A 23,387-nucleotide genomic window follows, 5' to 3' on the forward strand; every position below is an offset into this window, starting at 1 on the left:
GACTTTTAAAGAATAATAATTCAAATTAAAATATCCCGGAAAAAAATAAAATTATGAAATTAAAAATATAGAATTGAATAATAATTATAGTATCTGAAAATTAAAACGTACTTCGATTTTTGTTCCTTTACCAATTTGCGATTCAACATTAAAATCTCCTTCTAATTGCTCTGCTCTTTCTCTCATATTATTAAGACCAATTCCTGTTTTTTTATTTTTCATTTCAAATCCGTCACCATCATCCATTATGGTCATTTTTATAGAATTATAATCTTCTTTCTCAAATTTAATTTCGCAATTTTGAGCATTTGAATATTTATTTATATTCAGAATAGCTTCCTGAATAATACGGTAAAGATTTATTTTATAGATGTTTTGTATGGAGATCCAATCTATTTCTTCATTATTTATATATTGAAATTGTGTAGTGCTAATATCTTTTTGACCTTCAACCAAACCCAAAAGAAGGATATTAAAGTCATTTCCGTCAAAAAAATTATTTTGACTTAAATCATGGGAGATCGTTCTTATCTCGTTTTCAATATTTTGCAGTTCAAATATATAGATCTTTCTTTTTTCAATAATTTCAGGATCGCATTTTGAATTAAAAAATCCCAGATTCATTCGAACACCGTAAAGTCTGTTCATAATGCCGTCATGAAGTTCTTTTGCAATCTTGGATTTTTCATTGTCTCTGGCATTATTTATTTTTTCATGCTGTTCCATTAACAATAAATAGATTTCCTCGTTTGCTACTTTCTGTTTCTTTAAAAACTGTAATTCTTTATTTTTATATTTTGAATACCTTAATATAAGAATTATCAGTAGTAGTAAAACTAATACAAATGAGATAATTAAAATATAGAAGTTTTTCTCTGTCAAAATTTTATTTTCATCTTCGATTCTCGAAGTTTCATATTCAATCCTTGCATATTTATCGTCGGCATTTTTTTGAACAGAATTGATACTATCACTTAATTTGATATATTCATTTGTGTATCCTAAACTATTTAATTTATCTACTTCGGATAATAATTTTAGTGACGTCAGAACTTCATTGCTATTTTTAATTTTAATAGCAAGCTGACGTGCTTCCTTTAGATTTTGAATTGATTTTATAGTATCTCTTTGAGTTAAAAAATATTCTCCTATATAAATCTTTTTATACAATATATCAGATTCAATACCTATACTGTCAACAATTTTTAGTGATTCTGTAAACATTGCTTCAACATTATCATAATCACCACTTCTCATTTTAGAATACGCCAGGTTACTTAAAACATTAGCATATAATCGTGGCCATTTTTTCTTTAAATCCTTTGAAACAAGCCCTTCTAACTGCTTTATAGACTTTGAATACTGCCCCTGAAGATCATATAGATTACAAATATTAATAATTGAAATAACTTTGTAATTATTGATTCCATCATTGGTTTTCATTTTCTTAATCTCGCTCAATGCCAGATTATGATATCTTAATGCTTCATTATAGTTCACTAATTTCTCTAAACAGTTCCCCATTAATGTATAACAAGAGTATAGCAATTGATGGTTTCCTGATTCTTTTAAGTATTGCAATGCCTTAGAAACCTCAATTTCAGATTCTACATAGTTGCCGTCATAAAATAAAACACGGGATTTGTTAAACAACATTCTCGCCACATTATCATAATCATCTACTGCATAGTATAATTTCTCTGCTTTTAGATAATAAAAATAGGCACTGTCTTTTTTTGAGTTTTCATAGCAATCTCCAATATAATAAGATGCCTTTGCCATTCTGACACTATCATTTGCCTGTCTGGACAAATGCAAAGCGCTTAAACTCGCAGATAAAGATTTTTTTGAATTATTGAGGTAATAATATTCGGACGCGATATTCAAATAGAGATTCCTGGTAACAGAATCATTTTTTTTACTTTTCAATAAGTCTGTAATCGAATCCAAATAATGTTCTTTTTTATTTTCGGACAGATTATCTATATGACTTTTATTAAATAAGATGATCTCATTTTTTTTACATGAAAAAAAAGAAAACACTAGAAACAAATAAATTATAATTCTGGTCTGGTTTTTCAATTTGGAATTGCTTTGTTTTTAACAGTTTCAAATATACTATTTTGAAGCGCACAAGAGTATGTAATTTAAAAATAAATAACATAGCATTATTTAATTATGTTCTTGGTGGTTTTGGATTATTTGGTTCACCATCATCATTTGGTGTACTAATAGTTATTGAGTCAATTACGGTAGTATTTACTTCTTTTTTCAATTCCTCTTTTGTAATCGTTTTTAAATTGACACCCTGAGTTGCAGGAACATCATAATCATCAGTAGTACATGAAAAAGTTACTAGCGCAATAGAAATCAATAATCCTGGAATAAATAATTTGCTTTTCATAAAAATATTTTTTTTAGTTATTTGATAAAGCAAAAAAACATATAACATCGATGTATCAGGTACGGTAAATCCGTAACATTTCACTTATTTAAGACAAAAAAACAAACTTTAACTAATTATTAATCAACACTTAAGCCATCTTGTAAAATACTTATTCTCAGGTTATGGAATCTCCGTAATATTTCAGCTTTTTTTTAGGAAACTATTATTTGGAATTGAAGCAAAAAAATTTTTTTATGATTTTTTTAAATTGTACGGAAAGTCCGTAATATTTATTAGATTTGTTTTAAACAGAATTAAAACAAATTATGAATCTTAATATTTTGATCGTCGATGACCATCCAATGACGGTGGATAGTTATATTAACCTGTTATCTGATGGTGAATTTCAAGAAAACCTCCCAAACTTTATAAAAAGTCATAATTGTGAAGATGCTTATAATAAAATCATGCTTCACCACAAGCAAAACATTAATATTGATTTTGCTTTACTTGATATTAATTTGCCTCCCTATAAACAACTAAATATTAACAATGGTATTGATCTCGCATTTCTTATCAGAGAGAAATTTGTTAATTGTAAGGTAGTTCTCCTGACAATGCGCAGTGAACCTTTGACTGTAGATAAAATCATTAAGGGAATAAAACCTGAAGGTTTTATATCAAAAAGTGATATTAATTTTGAATTGTTTCCTGTAATCTGTAAAAATATTATTGATGGAGAAATATTCAGAAGTACTACAATAATTGAATCACAAAGAGAACTGTTTAAGAAAAATATAAATTGGGACAATCACGATAACCAAATTTTAATCTTAATTTCTGAAGGCGTAAAAACAGTAAATCTTCCGGATTATATTCCGCTTTCTATGAGCGCCATAGAAAAACGAAAGGCTAACATAAAAGATCAGCTTTTAAAGGGAAAAGGAAGTGATAAGGATTTAATTGAGAAAGCCAAAACTTTAGGATTAATCTAAAAGATGAGAATTTTATATGATGTAAATCTACTTTATAACACTACAATAAATTTAAAGCATCTGCTGTACGCACTGCTTCAATAGAATTATTTACATTTAGTTTTTCCAGAATATTCTGTCTGTGCCTGTTTACTGTATTAATACTAATATTTAGCTGACTCGCGATTTCTTTACTGATTTCGCCTTTGCTGATTAGTAATAAAATTTCTTTCTCACGAGAAGTCAATAAATTAATACAGTTTACATAAGTATCTACATACAAGCTTTCTCCTGTTTTGGTATTAACAATTCTTCCGTCAATACCTCTTACACTACCTGATTTTTCAAACGAATAATTGTAAAGGCAAACTGCCAGCCACAAACCTCCTTCTGAACTGTTTTTTACATAAAAACTTCGGTGCAGTATATGCTGATATTCTTTCTTACTGTTTAGCGTCCTTATTTTGCATTTGGTACTATAATTCAATCTATCTTCCGGTTCAAGCACTTTTAAGAAATTAAAAAATTCAAGCTCCAGAAGATGTCTTTCAAAAAGATCTTCGGGATGAATGCGTTTATAAATATCTTCCTCCCAAATAGAATCAATTGTTAAGTAACCTGAAATATCCATTTCGAAAAAACTACCAAAATTACCCGTAAAAATATAACTTTTGTTAGCTGCAAGATCTGATAATACAGCTACCGAATGATCAATTTTTACATATTCTTTCATCATATTAATTACATCCTTCAATGCTTCTTCACGTTTATCCGGACTGTCAATAGATTCAAAAGAAAAATGATCTTCTAATTTGGTGATGGGATTCATAACACTAATTCATTTATTTTCTAGTAGTATTGAATTACCATAGAGATCGATAAAAATAGAAAAAAAATGTGGTTTTCTAAAAAATGGTTATAAATAACTATTGCTGTAAAAATAATGAATCATCTACTTTGTAAATTATTAATAAAATTCAAATTACTACATCATGAAGAGAATTCAATTCGTTCTAATCTTTTTACTTATTATGTCTGTAAAAGTAAACGCCCAAAAATTAAATTCAATGAACTGGCTTAATGAACCAGCTGAGTGGGAAATAAAAGATAACAAACTTATTATGCAGGTTACACCTCAATCTGATTACTGGAACAAAAGCCATTACGGATTTACAGTATATGACGGACCTTTTCTTTATACAGAAAGAAGCGGTGAGTTTGAAACTGTTGTAAAAATGAGCGGAGCGTATAAAACCAGATTCGACCAGGTTTGCCTAATGCTCAGAATAGATGAAAACAATTATATCAAAACAGGTGTAGAATACGTAGACGGCGTATATAATATAAGTACTGTACACACTATTGATAAAAGTTCATGGAGTGTAATGGGACTTAAGGAAAAACCAAAAAATGTATGGATGAAAGCGGTACGCCGACTCGATGCTGTAGAAATTTTTTACTCTATAGATGGCGTAAATTACACGATGACTAATACCGTATATTTTCCGGAACATAAAACCGTGCAGGTTGGAATGATGGCTGCAAGTCCAGACGGAAAAGGGTTTACCGCTACTTTTGAAGATTTTAAAATCACACATCTTCCTGATCAAAGACGTTTAGAATGGTTAAAAAACAATCAATAAGCAATTTAGTCTAACATTTGTAATAAATAGCAAGTCTCTCTTATTGTCATTCTTAATAGCGGCATAAACCAGCACTAAATAAATTCTGATTATGAAAACCAAATTTTTATTATACTTAATATTGTTAATACTTGCTGCTTATCAAAAGGTTTTTTGCCAACAAAAAGAGGATATGAACTTCACACATCAAACTATAAAGATAAAAACTGGCAGCATTTTTAATACGCTGGTCGACATCAGGAGAGAATTTCATGAAATCAGGAATTGACGCCTATGTATCGCTTTATAATAAAGACATGTACATTAATAAAAAAGATAAAAATGAAGAGAGATAAAGAGAATTTTCTGAATGTCTTAATAAAAAGTAACGGACATCATAACATTATAGATCTTGGTGAACAAATTGGACTGGATGAAAACGCCACAATGCAAATAGTTACGCAACTTCTTGCTGAATTTAAAATAGAATATACTGTAAACGGAATGTGCGACTACAGTTTAATGAGAAGTCAAAGCCGAAAAAATTCTAAAAAATAAGATCATTTGTGGTAATGCTTAAGTAATTATAAATGGTAATCTATAAATTACCAGATGTTAATTCAATAACAAATACAAATTATAATATAACACTTACGTAAGCTAATGATCTAACTTTGAGCTCAATACTTAAACACTCAAGTCATGAAAAATTCAAACAGTTTCAACAGTGAAAGCCTTAAAAAATGTCCGTATGAAAGTCAGGTTTACACGACAAATAATATTGATTTAATATATGTAAAGTCGTACAAGGGAGATTGGGGACATTGGGATGACAAAGTCGAAAATGCTCATCTGGATAACAGCTGTCAAGACCAGACTACGAATGAAAGTATAACAGATACAGGTGCAGAAAATATCTAACAGTCTGTAAAGATTGCCAAACATAAAAAAACTCCATTTATAAAATGGAGTTTTTTTATGTTCAGAAAATTTAGCTGCATACTAAATCATGTTCTAATTCCTTCTCGGTTTTTATAGCTTGTAAATTTCTAAGATTTCGCATCACTCCCCATTTCAGGCAAGTTGCACCCCAGGAAAAACCAGCTCCAAAGGTTGTAATCAATATATTCTGGCCTTCTTTAAAATCAGCTGCAAAATCCCATAAACATAACGGAATTGTTGCCGAAGTTGTATTACCGTATCTGTCTATGTTTACTTTTACTTTTTCAGCTGCAATATTCAGGGTTTCGCTAACCGCATTTATAATTCTTAGATTAGCCTGGTGTGGCACAACCCAATCAATATCATCTACCGTTAATTCGTTACTGGCAAGCACATCTCTCGATACATTACTCATTGATTCAACTGCTCGTTTAAATACAAATGCACCTTCCTGGTTCACAAAATGTTTTTTGTCTGCAATTGTCTGAGCTGTTGCCGGAAGTTTCGAACCTCCTGCAGGTACCAAAAGTGCCGATGTACCACTGCCGTCAGTTCTCAGGATACTTTTCATCATTCCGTATTCAGATTCTGTTTTCTCTAAAAGTACCGCTCCTGCTCCATCTCCAAAAAGAATACAGGTATTACGATCTTCATAATCTACGATTGAACTCATTTTATCAGCTCCAACTACCACAACTTTTTCGTAGCGTCCGCTTTCAATCATCGTTGTAGCCATTTCCAGTGCATATAAAAAGCCACTGCAAGCCGCATTAAGATCAAACCCAAATGCATTGGTAAATCCGCTTTTCTCGCAAACTTTACTTGCCGTTGGTGTTAAAAGATGATCTGGCGTAGCAGTTGCCAATACTAAACCATCAATTTCTGAACGATCTATATCATAAGTTTCGAATAGATTTTCGATTGCTGCACAAGCAAGATCAGATGTTCCCTGATTTTCATCCTTAGCTAATCTTCGTTCTTTTATTCCGGTTCTTTTTACTATCCACTCTCCTGTAGTTTCAACCATTCTTGAAATCATCTCATTACTAAGTATAGAACTTGGTACAAAGCCACCTATAGCTGTAATTGTTGCCTTCATTTATTTTTGTTTTTGTTATTTTGATTTTCTTTTTTCTGTTTTTGATGTAGTAAAAAAAAAGATACTACAAAATAACGTCAGAAAATTGTAAAAGACAACAATGATGTCACTAAACCCGTCATGATTATGGTTGTCTTGAATATATACGCCAGAATTCTAAATACCCTATTTTTAATACATTAATAATAAGATATCAGCATTATTAATGTTAATTTACTCCTTATCTCATTACTTCTAACACTAGGTTTTGCTATTATAAAAACATTAACGCTCTAAAATTTGCATTCTTTTTTTTTATTCAGCACTAATTTATCGTATTATACTATGATTCATCATTTTTTCAGGCTCTTTGACTAAAATTCGCAAATCAGCATAATTAAGTTTTTATTTCGATGAAATTTCTTAATTAACTGTTTTCATTTTATAAAAAATACTATTCTGAATTCTACTTAAGCTAAATTTTAATCTATTAAATTACCTACAATATTCTTGCTCGTTTTACAAAATGGTTTCCCTTCAACTATTGTTACTATTTATACAAAAAGCCGCTTTCTTATGAAAAGCGGCTTTTATATTTAAATTTTGAATCTTACTTCTTAAAAAGAACTTCCATTATTTTAGTGTAAATTTCGGTGTTTTGATAAACTCCTGTAAAATTCTCTGCACCTGGTCCATAAGCAAAAACCGGAACCGGAACTGCGGTATGATCGTTTGTGCTAAAACTTCCGTGTACATATCCTTTTTCAATACTTCCGTCAATTAACGAAAGTCCTCCTGTTTCATGATCTGCCGTAACGATTAATAATGTTTCCGGATTCTTGTCTACAAATTCCATTGCTTGTCCTACAACTTTATCAAAATCAAGCATTTCCCTAACTACATATTCTACATTATTTTGATGTCCGCCATAATCGATTTGCGCGCCTTCGGCCATGATAAAAAACGGCTTTTTTGTTTTCGCTAAAATTGAAGTCGCTTTCGCCAAAGATTTGGTTAAAAAATCTTCCCTTCCGTTTTTCATTGAAACTACCGAAGCATCGTCTAAAACAATAAATTTATTATTTTTGATGGTATCGAGAGAACTGAATTTATCCGAAAAAGTATATCCTTTTTCTTTTAATTCTTTAGAAAGATCTTTACCATCTTTTCTCGAAATAAATTCTTTTGGTCCTCCACCAATCAAAATATCCGATGGATTTGATAAAAAATCTTCAGCTATTGGCTCACTGTAACTTCTTTCCGGCTGATGTGCATAAAAACACGCAGGCGTAGCATCGGTAATATTTCCTGCAGAAATGATTGCCGTTTTATAGTTTTTCTTTGCCAATTGTTGCGTAATTAATTCAAGAGGTTTTCCGTTTTCATCGACACTAATAAAACGGTTATTGGTTTTATGTCCTGTAGCCATTGCAGTTGCTCCCGCAGCCGAATCGGTAATATAACTGTCTGAAGATTTGGTGATCGAAAATCCCTGAGTCGGAATATTAAATAAACTTAATTGCCCTTTATTCGCCGTGTAACCTGAATATATTTGTGTTAAACCCATTCCGTCACCAATTAAAAGAATAACATTTTTCGGTTTCTTTTTGGCGAAAGCCGAAGCATTTTTAGGAATATATGCCTGGTGAAACTCGGCATTTTGATAAAATGTAGATTTGATATTGTTGATGAAATGCGTTAATTCCGGAACATTATCAGTACCTATAAAATCAACTTTTAGGTTCATCAGCGTCATCCACGTATTTACGTTATCCTGTGTTGCCCAAAAACGTACTTTTTTGTTCTGATCGTGTACTTTTTTAATGATGGCTTGTACTTTTTCAGCATCGGCTTGTGTCATTACACCTTTCCCATTCCAAATGGTGATTTCTTTTAAATCTTCGCTGATCATTTCGACACGTGACAATTGATCCGGAGAATAATTTTCATTTAATCTTCCGTCGAAATAAATAAATTCAGGATACTCTTTCCAGTTTGTTGGAGAAGGTCGGTTTCCTGAAATCACCACTTTTAGATTTTTGTTCGAAATTATATCAGGATAGGTTTTGATTTGTTGGGCGATTAATTTTAAAGTGGCATCGGCTTCTGTTTTGATATCGATCATTAAAATCAATGGTTTATTATCTGGATAAGCTTTTCCTCCCAGACTTTTCAATTTAGTAGAAAGCGGATCCAAATATTGGCTTTTAAGGGTATTTTGTGGTGTGATTTCTTTAGAAGTATGAGCCACAAAAAGTTCATTATTTACTAAAAAAACATCAGCTTCGATAACACCTGTTTCATTAGAATAAGCTTCGTAAAAAGGAAGTTTACCCGCATAGTCATTATGCGAATGAATATTGGATGAACTATATTCCTGCGCTTGTGCAAACAGGAAGAATTGGAGGCAAAAAAGGGTGATTATTTTTTTCATTGGAAAAACTGGGTTTGTTTATTTTTTAAAGTTGTAGTTGATTTATCTCATTTTTGTCATTTCGAGGAACGAGAAATCTTCGCAAGAAACTCCACAAAGAAAATCGATAATCTATGTCAGTTTTAATTTCGCAAAGGCGCAAAGTTTTTTCTCATTTTATGTTAATTAATTTTAAGCTCCATTGGAGCGGAATATTTATAGCAATTATAGATTCCCCCATTAAAGCTCCAGAGGAGCGATATATATATATGTCACCCCTATGGGGTTCAGATTCTTTTATCCCATTAAATTTCTATAAATATGACTTCCCACTGGGACTTGTTTGAACACATATAGTCCGTATAGTTTATCTAGTTTCATGGGGTAAAATCACTTTAATCCTTTAATCAGTGGCGAAAAAACAAACAAACCAGCCTTTTTGTAAAAAAGACCGGTTTGTTTTTATATCTAAAAATTTATTTCTTTTTTTCTTACAACTGCAAGCTCCGACAAGCTTGCAGTGTAGAAAAAACAAAACAAACTAACTGAAACTACAAATTACCAGCCTTTATTTTGCGTAAGTGCTCCTTTGCTTACTGCGATTTCATCTGGTGGTATTGGCCAAACATGGTGAATGGCCGGGTTGAAATTACGGGCCGGATAAATCACCGTTCCGTTATAATGGTGTAAAGGTTTTGCATATGTTGCCTGAGCATCGCCCCAACGTACTAAGTCGAAATGACGGTCTGTCCATTCTCCGGCCAATTCGCAACGTCTTTCTCTTTTTAAGTCTGTCATTGTTGCTCCGGCAAGATCACCAAGACCTGCACGGTGACGAATCATATTGATTTCGGTATCGGCGTTTAAGCCTTTCATTAATTTGGCTTCAGCCAACATTAAAATCACATCGGCATAACGCAAAAGAGGTACGTTTAAAGCTGTTGAAGGTTTGTCTCCATTAGCGTTTACATACCGAATGTCGATTCCGCCAGAAGTTGTTTTTGGGTAACCAAACGGCTCCATATATTTATTGAACTGATATCCGGTTCTGTTACTTGAACTTACTATATATTTGCCTTCGTTGAAAGTCACTAATTCACCAAAATACATAAACTTATCTCCTTTTTGCAAAATAGTAGCGCTGCGTCTTTTATCTGTTGGATCATAAGTATCAAACAATTCTTTGGTAGGATAAAAATTTCCCCAACCGTTGTAAACTCCCCAACCTTTATCTTCAAGACAAACTCCAGGGAAAATAGAACCCAAAGAAGTGTTTTCGGCACTTGAAGTTACTGACCAGATATACTCTGAAGACCAGTTGTTTTTGATTTTAAATACATCTTCAAAATTATCGAGCAATTTGTGTTTTCCGCTGCTTACAATCATATTTGCATACTTAATGGCATTGTCCCAGTCTTTGGCATACAAATACGTACGAACCAAATATCCCCAAGCTGCTGTTTTGTGTGCACGACCGTAATTGTCTGAGCTTAGCTCATTAAAATAAGGCAATAAATCTGCTGCTTTTACTAGATCTGCTGCGATATAGGCATAGTTTTCAGCTACATTTTTAGCTCTTGGTACATATACATTTGTTGGATCTTCACGATCCTGAATTGGGATTCCGGCGCGATCATCTCCGTAATGATACGCTAGTTCCAAATGCATTACGGCATGGTTGAAATAAGCCTCGCCCAACATCATATTTTTTGTTTTTTCGTCTAGCGAAATCTTCGGGATATTGCGAATAACATCGTTACAGCGTTTCATTACTTCGTAGTGAATTCTCCAGATATCTTTGGTATCAGATTCTGCACCATCAACAATAAAATTCTTGATACGTTCTGCATTTTGTCTTGGTTTTGTACCAATATCATCACTTGCATTGTTTAGCCAGAAAAATCCGCGACCATACATATTATCATCAGAATATAAAGCATAAATCGCGTTTACTCCTGCTTTTGCATCTGCAGGGGTTTTCCAGAAATTTCCGCTTGACGGAGCTCCTTGCGGAACCAGATCAAGTTCGCTTTCGCAAGCTGTCACGCCTAATAAAAGCACAAAACTCAATACTAAAAGACTTAAATTTTTCATTTTATTTGTTTTATGTTTTTTTAAAAAGTTGCATTTACACCCGTCATATAAATACGGGAAAGAGGATATTTTCCTAAGTCCATACCAAAGTTGTTCAATCCAACTTCAGGGTCCATTCCTGAATAATTCGTGATCGTAAAAAGGTTTTGCCCTGAGATAAAGAATCTCAATTTCGCTTTTCCGTTCAGCCATTGATCCTTCACCGTATATCCTATCGAAAGGTTTCTTAATCTTACGAAAGAAGCATCTTCGATATAAAAATCAGAGATTCGTCCGAAGTTATTGTTATTATCCGTTGATGAAAGCACCGGAATATTGGTGTCAGTATTTGTTGGCGACCACGCATTTTTAGATTCTGCCAATAAATTATATCCTGGAAAAGAACCGTTTAGACCAGTATGTTTTACGGCATTAAAAACGCTATTTCCTGCTGCTCCGCTAAAAAACACATTCATATCAAAACCTTTGTACTTAAAGTTCATATTTAAACTGAAAGTGGTTTTAGGAAATGGGCTTCCCAACACTACTCTGTCGCTATTGTTGATTACGCCGTCTCCGTTTACATCTTTAAATTTAATGTCTCCCGCAACGGCATTTGGCTGATACACTTCGCCTTTGGCATTTACATATGCTTTTGCTTCAGCATTACTTTGAAATAATCCGTCTGTAGAATATCCGTAAAAAGCGCCAACCGGACTTCCTACCTGATAAATATTAGCTAAAGGCAAACTACGAACACGGCTTAAATTCAAAGGTTCAAGAGATGTTAAATCGTCTTTGATCGAAACAATTTTATTGCTTAAAAATGCTGCATTGGCAGTTACATCAAATTTAAAATCACCACGTGTTTTTTGGTATGTCAGACTTGCTTCGATTCCTTTGTTCTCAACATTTCCGGAGTTTACAATTCGACCCAGCGGAGTTCCCGAAACACCCGGAAGCTGATCACGAACTAACATGTCTTTGTTTGTTTTTACATAAGCATCTACAGATCCTGACAAAGCATTATTGAACATGGTGAAATCTAGTCCAACGTTAGTTTGCTCAGAGCTTTCCCATCTTAAATTAGGGTTCGATAATTCGCTTTCTGAGTATCCGTAATTAATTACCGGAGTTGACCCAACAAGAGCTTGGGTTTGATTTAATGGTACACTAAATTGGTAAGGTCCAAGATTTCCTAAATTTCCTATTTGTCCCCAGCTTCCACGTAATTTCAGGTTACTGATAATTGGGTTAATACCTTTCATGAATCCTTCTTCAGAGATTAACCAACCTGCCGAAACAGAAGGATATACTTTCCATCGGTTTTCTGATGTTAGCTTTGAAGTTCCGTCGCGACGCACAATTCCTGATATTAAGTACTTTTGATTAAAGTCGTAATTCAGCCTTCCAACATAAGATGAAATAATTTCTTCAGAAAGACCTGCGCCTAATTGCTGTACTAATTTTGCATTTAATAAATAACGCTGCGATGGATCTTCGTTATCGAAACCTGTCCCTTGTATGGTATAAAAATCTCTTTTGGTTTGTTGGTACGTATATCCCGCTAAAGCTTTAAAGTTGTGTTTGCCCAATGATTTTTCGTAAGAAACCGTTTGCTCGCTCAATAAATCTGTAGTGGTTGCATTAGTTTGCGTTAATCTATTGAAATCAAATATCTTACCCGGTTCTGTAATTTTAACCGCAAAATCAGTCGAATTGTTTTGAATTCTGGTATAACCCCAGTTTGATTTTAATTTTAATCCTGAAATAATTTCCCATTCCGCATAAGGATTAATCAAAATAGTCGAAATAGGATTTCTGTTGTCCAGTCTTTTTAAATATGCTACCGGATTAATTACGTCTCCGTAAGAACCGATATATTTTTCAGGAACGCCACCAAATTGTCCTGAACCATCTTCTCTGTAAATTGTGGCATTTGGCGGATAAAAAATCGCTGCTAAAATAGCACCTGTATATCCGCTGTTTGTATTTGCCGCCTGACCATCTGTTAAGGAATACGACAAATTTTCTCCTAAAGTAAAGTTGGGCGCAAGTTTAAAAGAGGAATTGGCTCTTGCTGTATATCGCGTTCCGAAAGTATTCAATAAAATACCTTCGTTTTTTCTATAACTTCCTGATAAAAAGAAATTCGATTTTTCGGTTTTTCCATTTACTGAAATAGATAAATCCTGTATTTCACCTGTACGGAAAATTTCATCCATCCAGTTCGTTCTTGTTGTTCTTGCTGTTGGCTCAAATGCGGGATCAAAAGCGGGAATTCTAGGCATTCCTGCATTATCTCTTGCCGTATTCATAGCATCAGCATATTCGGCTGCGTTAAGAACATCCAGTTTTTTTGCCACACTCTGAAAACCTCCCTGATAATTTACATTTACATTAATGTGATCAGAAGTTCCTTTTTTAGACGTAATTAAAATTACACCACCAGAAGCTCTTGCCCCATAAATTGCTGCCGAGGCCGCATCTTTTAGCACACTGATCGATGCAATATCATTTGGGTTTAATGTATTTAAAGATCCGCTGTAAATGATTCCGTCCAATACGATTAAAGGTGTTTCGGCATTCAAAGAACCAATACCGCGAATGTTGATTGTTGGTTCCGCCGTTGGATCTCCACCATTATTAATTACCGTAACACCTGCAACTGTACCTTGCAATAATTCGGCTGCACTGTTGTAGGTTCTGCTTGACGTTTCTTTCATCGAAACAGTTCCAACAGCACCTAAAACTTCGTTCTTTTTTACAGAACCATATCCCATAACTACAACTTCCTGCAGTTGTTTCATGTCGGCTAATAACTTAACGCTTACTTTTTTATCTGAACTGCTTACTTTTACTTCCTGAGTAACATAACCCACGTACGAAAAAATAAGTACTGCCTGAGACGAATTGATTTCCATCTTGAAAGTTCCGTCGAAATCTGTTGTTGCAGCCGCATCAGAATCTTTATCTTTAATACCAACTCCCGGCAAAGGCATTCCGTCATCACCACCAAAAACAGTTCCTGAAATACTGATTTTTCCTTGTCCTGAGTCAGCAACTTTTTGATTTTTCTTGATGACAATATTATTGCTTACAATTTCATATTTCAGAAAAAAATTGCTGCATATCTTATCTAATGCCTGTTCTAAAGTTACATTGTTTAGTTTTAAACTAATCTTCTGATTGGTATTGACCTGATTTGTCTCGTACATAAAATGTACATCAGCCTGCTTTTCGATTTTCTGAAAAACACTTTTTATGCTTTCGTTATCAACTTTTAAGGTTACTCGCTTGCCAATATTAACGCTTGCTGCGTTCGTTGTGAAGCTGATAAAAAATAAAGCCGTAAGCAAAAGTGCTTTCGTTAATACCATTTTTTTAATGCTCTGACAGTTTACAACATACCGCCTTTGTTTTTGATTCATGTTTTTGGAGTTTTAATTGTGTTTGGATTATTGCTTGGTTTCTACGTAGATATTTTATTTGTTACTTAATTGTTTTTAATAAAATTCCTGCTTCTCTGTGTTTATCATTTTTGCACGCAGATTTGGCAGATTGAGCAGATTTTTTTTAATCTTTTTAATCTGTGGCTTTGATTTAAAAGATTACCCGATTTGTTTAAATCTATTTTAATTATTGAATGATATAAGTTCCTGCTTCGATTTTATAATTGGCATTAATAATATTGCATACTAAAGCCACGACCTGATTAACGGGCAACTCTTTAAAATATGCACTGATTTTTAGATTGTTGAGGTTTTTGTTTTCGATCTGAATCGCTACATTATAATTCCGATTAATTGTTGCGATCACTTCCGGTAGAGGAGCATCTTCAAAAACAATGATGTTTTTTCGCCATAACGAAATAGAATTCACCGGAATATCTGTAAAAGCCTGAATTTTGTTGTTTTGTGATTTAAAAACTACTTTTTGTCCCGGCGTTACATACACATTTTCTTCTGTAGCAGTCGATTTTACATTCACTCTTCCGGTTAGAACAGAAACTTCTTGTGTGGCGTGATCCGGATATGCCTGAACATTAAAACTGGTTCCTAATACTTTGGTATCCATTTTATCAGTATGAATTATAAAAGGATGTTCTTTGTCTTTGGCTACATCAAAAAAAGCTTCTCCTGTAAGGTACACTTCGCGTGTTCTTCCTTTAAATTCAATTGGATATTTTAAAAGACTTCCGGCATTTAGCCAAATTTGAGTTCCGTCACTCAACGTTATTTTAGCATGTTCACCTAATTTTGTTGTATATTCTTTAGAAATTGTATGCACAGATGAAAAATAAAAGAAGCAGGACAATCCCATTAAAAAAGCTACAGAAGCTGCCATAGCCCAATTTCTATATGGAAGAGAAATAACGTTGTCTGTTTTCTTAATTTTTCTGATTTCTTGTTTTAATTTCGAACGGTCTGATTGTATTATTATAGCAGGATCTAAAATTTGTTCCGGATGATCGTACCAGTTATTCCATAATTCTTCTCCTTTTTCAGAAGGCTTTCCTTCTAAAAAAAGCTGTATATCTTGATGTAATTTTTCAGGCATTATAATTTGTTTATCTCTTTAATAGTATGTCTTGGAAATCTTATTTTCAGGTAGGCAGATAAGGTTACGCTTTTGTTAAGAAAAAACGTTCCTCCTTAATTTTTGAAAACAATATCAGTTGAATTCACCTAAATAGTTTCGCATAAATTTGAGCGCGTAAGCAATATGATACTTTACGGTTTCGTGCGAGACATTAAGTTCTTCGGCAATTTCTTTGTTCGAATATTGTTTGATACGGCTCAGGATAAAAACTTCTTTTGATTTTTTAGGGAGTAATAAAGTCGCTTTATCTACCGCTTGCTGCAGTTCCTGATAATAAATAGAATCTTCGGTTGTATTGCTGTTGTTATAATCATTATTGCTGCGATCAGAAACTTCTTTGATATACTGATCTGTAATGGTGTGTGATTTTATATAATCTAAGGCCACATAACGTACTGAAGTATAGATGTAAGCCGAGAATTTCTTTTGAATCACTAAAGTTTTACGACGTTCCCAGATTGTGGTAAAAACTTCCTGGACAATTTCTTCTGAAACGGGAACAGATTTCATTCGCATATAAACAAAGCGAACTAAGAGATCCCGATATCTAAAATACAATTCATCAAACGCTTTATCTTTTCCCTGTCTCAATAATTCAACAAGCTGCTCATCAGTAAATCCTTTATACATAATAGGTCACTTTTGCATTTAGCGAACAAATGGTATTTGCTAAAACACCGTTATTACTTCTTTTTTTGCGATGTATTCTTAATTTAAAAAATGACATATACTACATTGTTTTGTTTTATAATATGTCTCCAAAATTAGAAATGAGGGTAGGTCGATAAGGTTACGTTTACATTAATAAAAAGGTCATTTTATAAAACATTATATTAACATTTCGTCTCGCAAATGTTATCACGTGCATATAAAATTTTGATTACAAGTGTTCTGAAATAAAACGGCTTAGATTGTAATTTTGAAATAAATGATAAAAGAAGTATAACAACGTAAGCTGAATTTGATATTAGCTTCGTAGAAAAAATTAAATCTCCAGCCCCATGTACGATAATCTGTTACTTCTAAAAGACATTGTGGACAATGCACCCTTGCCAATAGCTGTATATGTAGGAAAAGATCTTCAAGTGAAATTAGCTAATCCGGCCATGATAAAAACCTGGGGAAAAGGCGATCAGGTAATAGGAAAAAAATATCTGGATATTGTTCCTGAAATTGAAAGTCAGCAAATTTTTGATCAGGCAATGAATGTGCTGAATACGGGAATACCTTTTCATGCAAATGATAAAAGGGTCGATTTGGTAATTGATGGCGTCATGAAACCGCATTATTTTAACTATTGTTTTATCCCTCTTTTTAATACTCAGGGAAATATATACGGCGTAATGAATACGGGTACAGAAGTTACGGACCTTCATTTGGCCAAACAAGATATGGAAAGTGCTGAGGAAAGACTTAGAATTGCAATTGAAGCTTCTGGCATGGGAACATATGAGATAGATCTGGCTACAAAAAAAATAAAAACTTCAGGTAATTTTAATGCAATATGGTCTATTGATGATGAAATCCCTAATGACGAACTGATAAAAAAATTACATCCTGATGATCAGCTATTGCGTGAAGAAGCACATCTAAATGCTCTTGAAACAGGTAAAATGTCGTATGAAGCACGAATAGTAAATGAGGACCAGTCTATTAAGTGGGTTAAAGTTAATGGTAAAATAATCAATGATGAAAATGGAAAACCCAATACAATTATCGGGATTATTCAGGATATTCATGAACAAAGAAGATTTGAGGAAGAATTAAAAAAACAAGTTACAGAGAATATTGAAGAGTTAAGGCGATCGAATGATGATCTTCTTCATTTTGCCAATGTGGTGAGCCATGACCTGAAAGAACCTGTTAGAAAAATTAAGATCTTTAATAGTATGTTAAGGAACGAGAGCAGAATTCACTTTGATGAAAATTCAAAAAAATACCTCAACAAAGTAGATCAGTCTGCTCAACGAATGCAGACTATTATAGAGGGAATCCTCGCCTACTCTACCCTGAATAAATCAACGCAGCCAATTGAAAAAATCAATCTGGATGAAATTGTCGAAAATATCAAAACAGATCTGGAACTTATTATAAAAGAAAAAGATGCTATTTTAATCACTAGTGAGCTTCCGGAAATCGAAGGTGCTACTATTCTTATTCATCAGCTTTTTTATAATTTGATTCATAATGCATTAAAATTTTCAAAAGCAGATCAGCCTCCAAGAGTTACGATATCTTTTAGTCTCATTAAAAATAATGGCATCGATTATGCTAAAATAATTGTAAAAGACAACGGAATTGGTGTAGACCCAATTTTTGCCGACAGAATATTTAATGCTTTCGAAAGATTACATTCTAAAGACCAATACGAAGGAAATGGCCTTGGACTTGCTCTTTGCAGAAAAATAGCCAAAAGACATAATGGTATCATTTCCTGTGTTAGCGAGATCGATAATGGTGCTGAGTTTATACTAACATTACCACTAAAACAATTAGCAGAAACGATTTAGAAAAAATATATTTTGTGTACCAAAATAAAAAAAGGCATTCATGATAATCACGAATGCCTTTTTTTATTGATGTTTCGATGTATAAATAAATTACACAAAACATTTTTATTATTATTCTTTAAGAGAATTCATATCAATTACAAAACGGTAACGAACATCACTTTTCAGCATTCTTTCGTATGCTTCATTGATTTCCTGCATTTTGATAATTTCAATTTCCGAAACGATATTGTGTTCTCCACAAAAATCAAGCATTTCCTGTGTTTCAGCAATTCCGCCAATTACCGAACCTGCTACAGTTTTTCTTCCCATAATCATAGGTACGGTATTTAATATTGGTTCTAAACCACCTAAATATCCCACTAAAACCAATGTTCCGTTAATGTTTAATGTAGCCACATATGGATTTACATCGTGTACATAAGGAACTGTGTCTATAATCAGGTCAAATTTACCACTTACAGATTTCATTTGAGAATCATCTGTAGAGATAATTACAGCATCTGCACCTAATTCTAAAGCATCTTTTTCTTTATCCGGTGTTCTTGAAAACAAGGTAACATGCGCTCCAAGACCTTTTGCCAATTTTATGGCCATATGTCCTAATCCGCCTAAACCTACTACGGCAACTTTACTGTCTTTACCTACATTCCAGTGTCTTAATGGAGACCAGGTTGTAATTCCTGCACATAATAACGGAGCCACTGCTGCCAGATTTAAATTTGCCGGAATCTTTAATACAAAATGTTCCTCTACTACTACTTTTTCAGAATATCCGCCAAAAGTATGTCCGCCCAGATGTTTGTCTTTACCATTATAAGTTCCTGTAAATCCATTTAAGCAATATTGCTCAAGATCTTGTTTACAGCTTTCACAAGTGTGGCAAGAATCTACCATACACCCTACTCCTGCCAGATCACCTACTTTTAATTTGGTAACATCGCTTCCTACTTTAGTTACGCGACCTACAATTTCGTGACCCGGAACTGCTGGATATTGTGATCCTCCCCAATCGTTTCTTGCTGTATGCAAATCAGAATGACATACACCACAATATAAAATTTCGATCTCTATATCTTTTGCCTGTACATCTCTGCGGGCAATACTCATTTGTTCTAAAGATGCATCAGGCGCTGTTGTACCATATGCTTTTGTGTTTGTACTCATATCTATTAATTTTAATTATTATAAAATGTAAATTTAAAACTACTTTGATCCTGAAAAATAACAGAAAAGAAACATTTACTTAAGAAATTCAAACAATTCAAATAATATCATCTTCTTTTAGCACCAGATTTCCCTTGTAAATATGCGGTTTTGCGTTTTATTTGCCTACGGCTTTTTGCAAATGAGCAGGATAACGATCTCCTTGAATGGTGGTTTGAGCAAAAGCATCATCGATTTTCTTAATATCTTCTGACGAAAGATCAATTGATGCCCCGCCAATATTTTCTGTTAATCGATGGGATTTTGTGGTTCCCGGAATTGGTGCGATCCAGGTTTTTTGTGCCAATAACCAACCCAAGGCAATTTGTGCAGGAGTTGCTTCTTTTTGAGAGGCGATTGCAGCTAAAAGATCTACCAGTTTTTGATTTGCTTTTCTGTTCTCTTCGCTAAAACGAGGCAGGGTATTCCTGAAATCAGTACTTTCGAAACTGGTGCTTTCAGTTATGGCTCCGGTTAAAAATCCTCTTCCTAAAGGACTAAAAGGTACAAAACCAATTCCTAATGCTTCAAGTGCCGGTAAAATTTCCAATTCAGGTTCTCTCCACCAAATCGAGTATTCGCTTTGCAAAGCCGTTACGGGTTGAACTGCATGGGCTTTTTTGATTGAGGAAACACTAGCTTCTGAAAGTCCAAAGTATTTTACTTTTCCTTCCTGAATAAGGTCTTTAATTGTTCCGGCAACATCTTCAATAGGAACATTTGGATCTACTCTGTGCTGGTAAAATAAATCGATAACATCTGTGTTTAGCCTTCTTAAAGATTCTTCGGCAACAGCCCTGATGTTTTCCGGACGGCTGTCTAAGCCTTTAGTTGCATCTCCACCTTTAAAACCAAATTTGGTTGCAATGACTACCTCTTTTCTAAACGGGTTTAATGCTTCGCCTACTAATTGTTCATTAGCGATTCCGTATGCTTCGGCAGTATCAAAAAAGGTAATACCTTGTTCGTACGCTTCCCTGATTATTTTTATAGCTTGTTGTTTGTCTAATACAGGACCGTAAGCATAACTTAATCCCATACAACCTAAACCCAGGGCAGAAACTTCTAATCCTTGTGTTCCTAATATTCTCTTTTCCATAATTTCAGTTTTATATTAATTTCTTTAAAATGTGGTTGCTACAGATTTTAGAATCACCCACTTTTCGTTTCTTTTTTCAAGATGCATTGTTTGCTGCAGGCGCCACTTGTTTCGTGTTCCCCAAATTCGGGCATCTAAAAGATTCTGACCCACAAATACAGCGTTATTGTTATCAATTGTTACAGCAGTATTTACTTCTGTATAAGCGTAATATTTCATTCTCTCGCTTTCAATCTCAGAGAACCATTCGTCTTTAGACTGTACATATCCTGTAATGTGCGTGAGCGTAAAATGAGAGTCGAGAATCTTGTTCATTGCTGCAAGATTTTTTTCGATCATCAAATCAGTCAGTTGGCGGGTTATCCTGAGAATTTGCATTTTATCAACTTCTGTATTATCTTTTTCCATGCAAACTTTTTTTCTATTCTTCTGATAAGCCTAATAATCCTTCATTTAATCTGGCTCCCTGAAAAGTTATATTGGCAAGTCCTTCTTCAATTTCCTGTAAATCATTAGATGATAAATCAACATTTACCGCTTTGATATTATCGGCTACATATTCGCTTTTGTCCATTCCGGGAATGGGTACTATAAATGGCTTTTGAGCCAATAACCAGGCTAATGCAATTTGAACCGGCGTTGCGTTTTTTCTATTGGCAACTTTTGTAAGTAACGCTACAACAGGCATATTTGCTCTGATTGCTTCTGGCGTAAAACGAGGAAAAACAGCTCTTAAATCTGTATCCGAATCAAATTTGGTATCAGGTGTTATTTTGCCGGTTAAAAATCCGGTTCCTATTGGCGCCCACGGTACAAAACCAATTCCTAATATTTCGCACAGTGGTAAAACTTTCGCTTCCGGTTCTCTTGTCCAGATCGAATATTGATTTTGAACTGCTGAAACGGGCTGAACATTATGAGCACGCTGAATCGTTTCTGCACCCGCTTCTGAAAGTCCAAAATATTTTACTTTTCCTTCCTGAATCAAATCTTTTATTGTTCCGGCAACATCCTCAATAGGTACATTTGGGTCTACGCGGTGTTGGTACAATAAATCAATATAATCAGTTTGCAATCTTTTTAAAGAAGCTTCAACAACTTTACGAATGTGTTCCGGTTTACTGTTAATGCCGGTGTCAGAAATCATTCCGAATTTTGTTGCAATAATTACTTCTTTACGAATAGGCTTCAGTGCTTCTCCCACCAGTTCTTCGTTTGTAAAAGGTCCGTAAGCCTCAGCAGTATCAAAAAAAGTGATTTCTTTTTCATACGCAGAACGTATTACTTTGATTCCTTCATTGATGTTAGTGGCTTTTCCGGTTCCAAAACTTAGATTCATGCAGCCCATTCCCAGAGCTGATACTTCTAATCCTTGTGTTCCTAATATTCTTGTTTTCATATTGATCTTTTTTTTGGTAATTTGTATATTCTTTGCGATACAAAGTTCCTTCAATATCAAAAGCTTTCTTTTATACAGATTACTGGTATTATTACCATTTTTACTGATTTGGATCATCAGGCTAAAATCCTAATAATCTGAATACTATATTTGTACTATAAATTTAAAGAATACAAAATGGATCCTATTATAAAACTTGAAAAAATTGCTCAATACAATCAATTAAAGGATGTTGAAACCCAAAATCCATTGATAAGTGTATTTGATAATACCAATACTAAAGCATTACCCAATCATACGCGTATGCATTTTGGTTTTTATGCTATATTTTTAAAAGCAGGTAATTGCGGTGAGTTAAAATACGGACGTAATAATTATGATTATGATGATGGTACAATGGTTTTTATTGCTCCCGGACAAGTTCTTGAAGTCAATAATCCGGATGATTATCAGCCAACAGGACTGGCACTTTTATTTCATCCTGATCTTATAAAAGGTACCACGCTGGCAAAAAATATAAACCAATATTCTTTTTTTTCTTACGATTCGCATGAAGCGCTTCATTTATCTTTAAAGGAACAGCAAATTATAAAAGATTTATTTAGTAAATTAGAGTATGAATTAAACCAATCTATCGATAAACACAGCAAAAGTATCATTACCAATACGATTGAGCTCTTGCTAAATTATTGTGTAAGGTTTTACGACAGGCAATTTATAACGCGTGAAAATATTAATACTGATATTTTATCAAAGTTTGAAAATGTATTAAACGATTATTTTCTATCCGAAAATGCCCAAAATGCAGGTTTGCCTTCTGTGAGTTATTTTGCGGATCTTTTACATTTATCTCCCAATTATTTTGGTGATTTAATTAAAAAAGAAACCGGTAAAACTGCTCAGGAACATATTCAGCTAAAATTAATTAACTTAGCCAAAGAACGAATTTTTGATACTGATAAATCGATAAGTCAAATAGCATTTGAACTGGGTTTTAAGTATCCGCAGCATTTTAATCGAATGTTTAAAAAGAATACCGGTTACACGCCAATTGAATACAGAAGCTTAAATTAAAAACAACAT

Annotated in this window: 19 protein-coding genes; 6 read left to right on the forward strand and 13 right to left on the reverse strand. The window is 33.6% G+C overall.

Annotated features, from left to right (window positions below; all coding sequences use genetic code 11):
- Nucleotides 1-84: 84 nt before the first annotated feature.
- Together RC62_RS05830 and RC62_RS05835 are read right to left on the reverse strand one after the other, a co-directional pair.
- Nucleotides 85-1,950, reverse strand: a complete 1,866-nt coding sequence (locus tag RC62_RS05830) for a tetratricopeptide repeat-containing sensor histidine kinase (RefSeq protein ID WP_245176792.1) — start codon at nucleotides 1,948-1,950, stop codon at nucleotides 85-87.
- 226 nt (nucleotides 1,951-2,176) lie between these two features.
- Nucleotides 2,177-2,404, reverse strand: a complete 228-nt coding sequence (locus RC62_RS05835) for a hypothetical protein (RefSeq protein ID WP_157472381.1) — start codon at nucleotides 2,402-2,404, stop codon at nucleotides 2,177-2,179.
- A 308-nt stretch (nucleotides 2,405-2,712) separates the two neighbouring features.
- On the opposite strand from RC62_RS05835, the gene RC62_RS05840 reads away from it, so the two are divergent.
- Nucleotides 2,713-3,381 carry a response regulator gene (locus RC62_RS05840; protein ID WP_055093519.1) on the forward strand — a complete coding sequence of 223 codons (669 nt, stop codon included), beginning with the start codon at nucleotides 2,713-2,715 and terminating at the stop codon, nucleotides 3,379-3,381.
- 40 nt (nucleotides 3,382-3,421) lie between these two features.
- On the opposite strand, the gene RC62_RS05845 is transcribed toward RC62_RS05840, so the two are convergent.
- Nucleotides 3,422-4,189, reverse strand: coding sequence for a helix-turn-helix transcriptional regulator (locus RC62_RS05845; RefSeq protein WP_055093521.1), 768 nt, complete (start codon nucleotides 4,187-4,189; stop codon nucleotides 3,422-3,424).
- Between the two features lie 163 nt (nucleotides 4,190-4,352).
- Here RC62_RS05845 and RC62_RS05850 point away from each other — a divergent pair, with 163 nt between their 5' ends.
- The 3 genes from RC62_RS05850 (at nucleotide 4,353) to RC62_RS05860 (ending at nucleotide 5,903) form a co-directional block, all read left to right on the forward strand.
- Nucleotides 4,353-5,003 (forward strand): DUF1349 domain-containing protein, encoded by a 651-nt coding sequence (locus RC62_RS05850; RefSeq protein WP_055093522.1) that lies wholly within the window; start codon nucleotides 4,353-4,355, stop codon nucleotides 5,001-5,003.
- 321 nt (nucleotides 5,004-5,324) lie between these two features.
- Nucleotides 5,325-5,540, forward strand: coding sequence for a hypothetical protein (locus RC62_RS05855; protein WP_055093524.1), 216 nt, complete (start codon nucleotides 5,325-5,327; stop codon nucleotides 5,538-5,540).
- 144 nt (nucleotides 5,541-5,684) lie between these two features.
- The gene (locus RC62_RS05860) at nucleotides 5,685-5,903 is read left to right on the forward strand and encodes a hypothetical protein (protein WP_055093526.1); all 219 of its coding nucleotides are present in this window, start codon (nucleotides 5,685-5,687) and stop codon (nucleotides 5,901-5,903) included.
- A 70-nt stretch (nucleotides 5,904-5,973) separates the two neighbouring features.
- Here the strand turns inward: RC62_RS05860 and RC62_RS05865 are convergent, their stop codons facing one another.
- The 6 genes from RC62_RS05865 to RC62_RS05890 form a co-directional block, all read right to left on the reverse strand.
- A complete protein-coding gene (locus RC62_RS05865) occupies nucleotides 5,974-7,023 on the reverse strand; it encodes a beta-ketoacyl-ACP synthase III (protein ID WP_055093528.1) in 1,050 nt (349 codons plus the stop codon).
- Between the two features lie 589 nt (nucleotides 7,024-7,612).
- Nucleotides 7,613-9,436 carry an alkaline phosphatase gene (locus RC62_RS05870; protein WP_055093530.1) on the reverse strand — a complete coding sequence of 608 codons (1,824 nt, stop codon included), beginning with the start codon at nucleotides 9,434-9,436 and terminating at the stop codon, nucleotides 7,613-7,615.
- Between the two features lie 537 nt (nucleotides 9,437-9,973).
- The gene (locus RC62_RS05875; RefSeq protein ID WP_055093532.1) at nucleotides 9,974-11,509 is read right to left on the reverse strand and encodes a RagB/SusD family nutrient uptake outer membrane protein; all 1,536 of its coding nucleotides are present in this window, start codon (nucleotides 11,507-11,509) and stop codon (nucleotides 9,974-9,976) included.
- A gap of 20 nt (nucleotides 11,510-11,529) precedes the next feature.
- Entirely contained in the window at nucleotides 11,530-14,868 is a 3,339-nt protein-coding gene (locus RC62_RS05880; RefSeq protein ID WP_245176793.1) for a SusC/RagA family TonB-linked outer membrane protein, read from the reverse strand.
- Nucleotides 14,869-15,127: 259 nt separating this feature from the next.
- Nucleotides 15,128-16,048, reverse strand: a complete 921-nt coding sequence (locus tag RC62_RS05885; RefSeq protein WP_055093536.1) for a FecR family protein — start codon at nucleotides 16,046-16,048, stop codon at nucleotides 15,128-15,130.
- 114 nt (nucleotides 16,049-16,162) lie between these two features.
- Entirely contained in the window at nucleotides 16,163-16,720 is a 558-nt protein-coding gene (locus RC62_RS05890; RefSeq protein ID WP_055093537.1) for an RNA polymerase sigma-70 factor, read from the reverse strand.
- 371 nt (nucleotides 16,721-17,091) lie between these two features.
- Here RC62_RS05890 and RC62_RS05895 point away from each other — a divergent pair, with 371 nt between their 5' ends.
- Complete coding sequence (locus RC62_RS05895; protein WP_055093539.1) at nucleotides 17,092-18,600, forward strand: ATP-binding protein; 1,509 nt, start codon at nucleotides 17,092-17,094, stop codon at nucleotides 18,598-18,600.
- Nucleotides 18,601-18,711: 111 nt separating this feature from the next.
- Here the strand turns inward: RC62_RS05895 and RC62_RS05900 are convergent, their stop codons facing one another.
- The 4 genes from RC62_RS05900 to RC62_RS05915 form a co-directional block, all read right to left on the reverse strand.
- Nucleotides 18,712-19,767, reverse strand: coding sequence for an NAD(P)-dependent alcohol dehydrogenase (locus tag RC62_RS05900; RefSeq protein WP_055093541.1), 1,056 nt, complete (start codon nucleotides 19,765-19,767; stop codon nucleotides 18,712-18,714).
- Nucleotides 19,768-19,924: 157 nt separating this feature from the next.
- Nucleotides 19,925-20,905, reverse strand: coding sequence for an aldo/keto reductase (locus RC62_RS05905; RefSeq protein ID WP_055093543.1), 981 nt, complete (start codon nucleotides 20,903-20,905; stop codon nucleotides 19,925-19,927).
- 24 nt (nucleotides 20,906-20,929) lie between these two features.
- Nucleotides 20,930-21,313 carry a nuclear transport factor 2 family protein gene (locus RC62_RS05910; protein ID WP_055093545.1) on the reverse strand — a complete coding sequence of 128 codons (384 nt, stop codon included), beginning with the start codon at nucleotides 21,311-21,313 and terminating at the stop codon, nucleotides 20,930-20,932.
- A 13-nt stretch (nucleotides 21,314-21,326) separates the two neighbouring features.
- The gene (locus tag RC62_RS05915; protein WP_055093592.1) at nucleotides 21,327-22,304 is read right to left on the reverse strand and encodes an aldo/keto reductase; all 978 of its coding nucleotides are present in this window, start codon (nucleotides 22,302-22,304) and stop codon (nucleotides 21,327-21,329) included.
- A gap of 177 nt (nucleotides 22,305-22,481) precedes the next feature.
- Here RC62_RS05915 and RC62_RS05920 point away from each other — a divergent pair, with 177 nt between their 5' ends.
- Nucleotides 22,482-23,378, forward strand: coding sequence for a helix-turn-helix domain-containing protein (locus RC62_RS05920; RefSeq protein ID WP_055093547.1), 897 nt, complete (start codon nucleotides 22,482-22,484; stop codon nucleotides 23,376-23,378).
- Nucleotides 23,379-23,387 lie beyond the last annotated feature (9 nt).

Origin of the sequence: Flavobacterium aquidurense, from assembly GCF_001404985.1 — a bacterium.
Taxonomy (GTDB): Bacteria; Bacteroidota; Bacteroidia; order Flavobacteriales; family Flavobacteriaceae; genus Flavobacterium; species Flavobacterium aquidurense_B.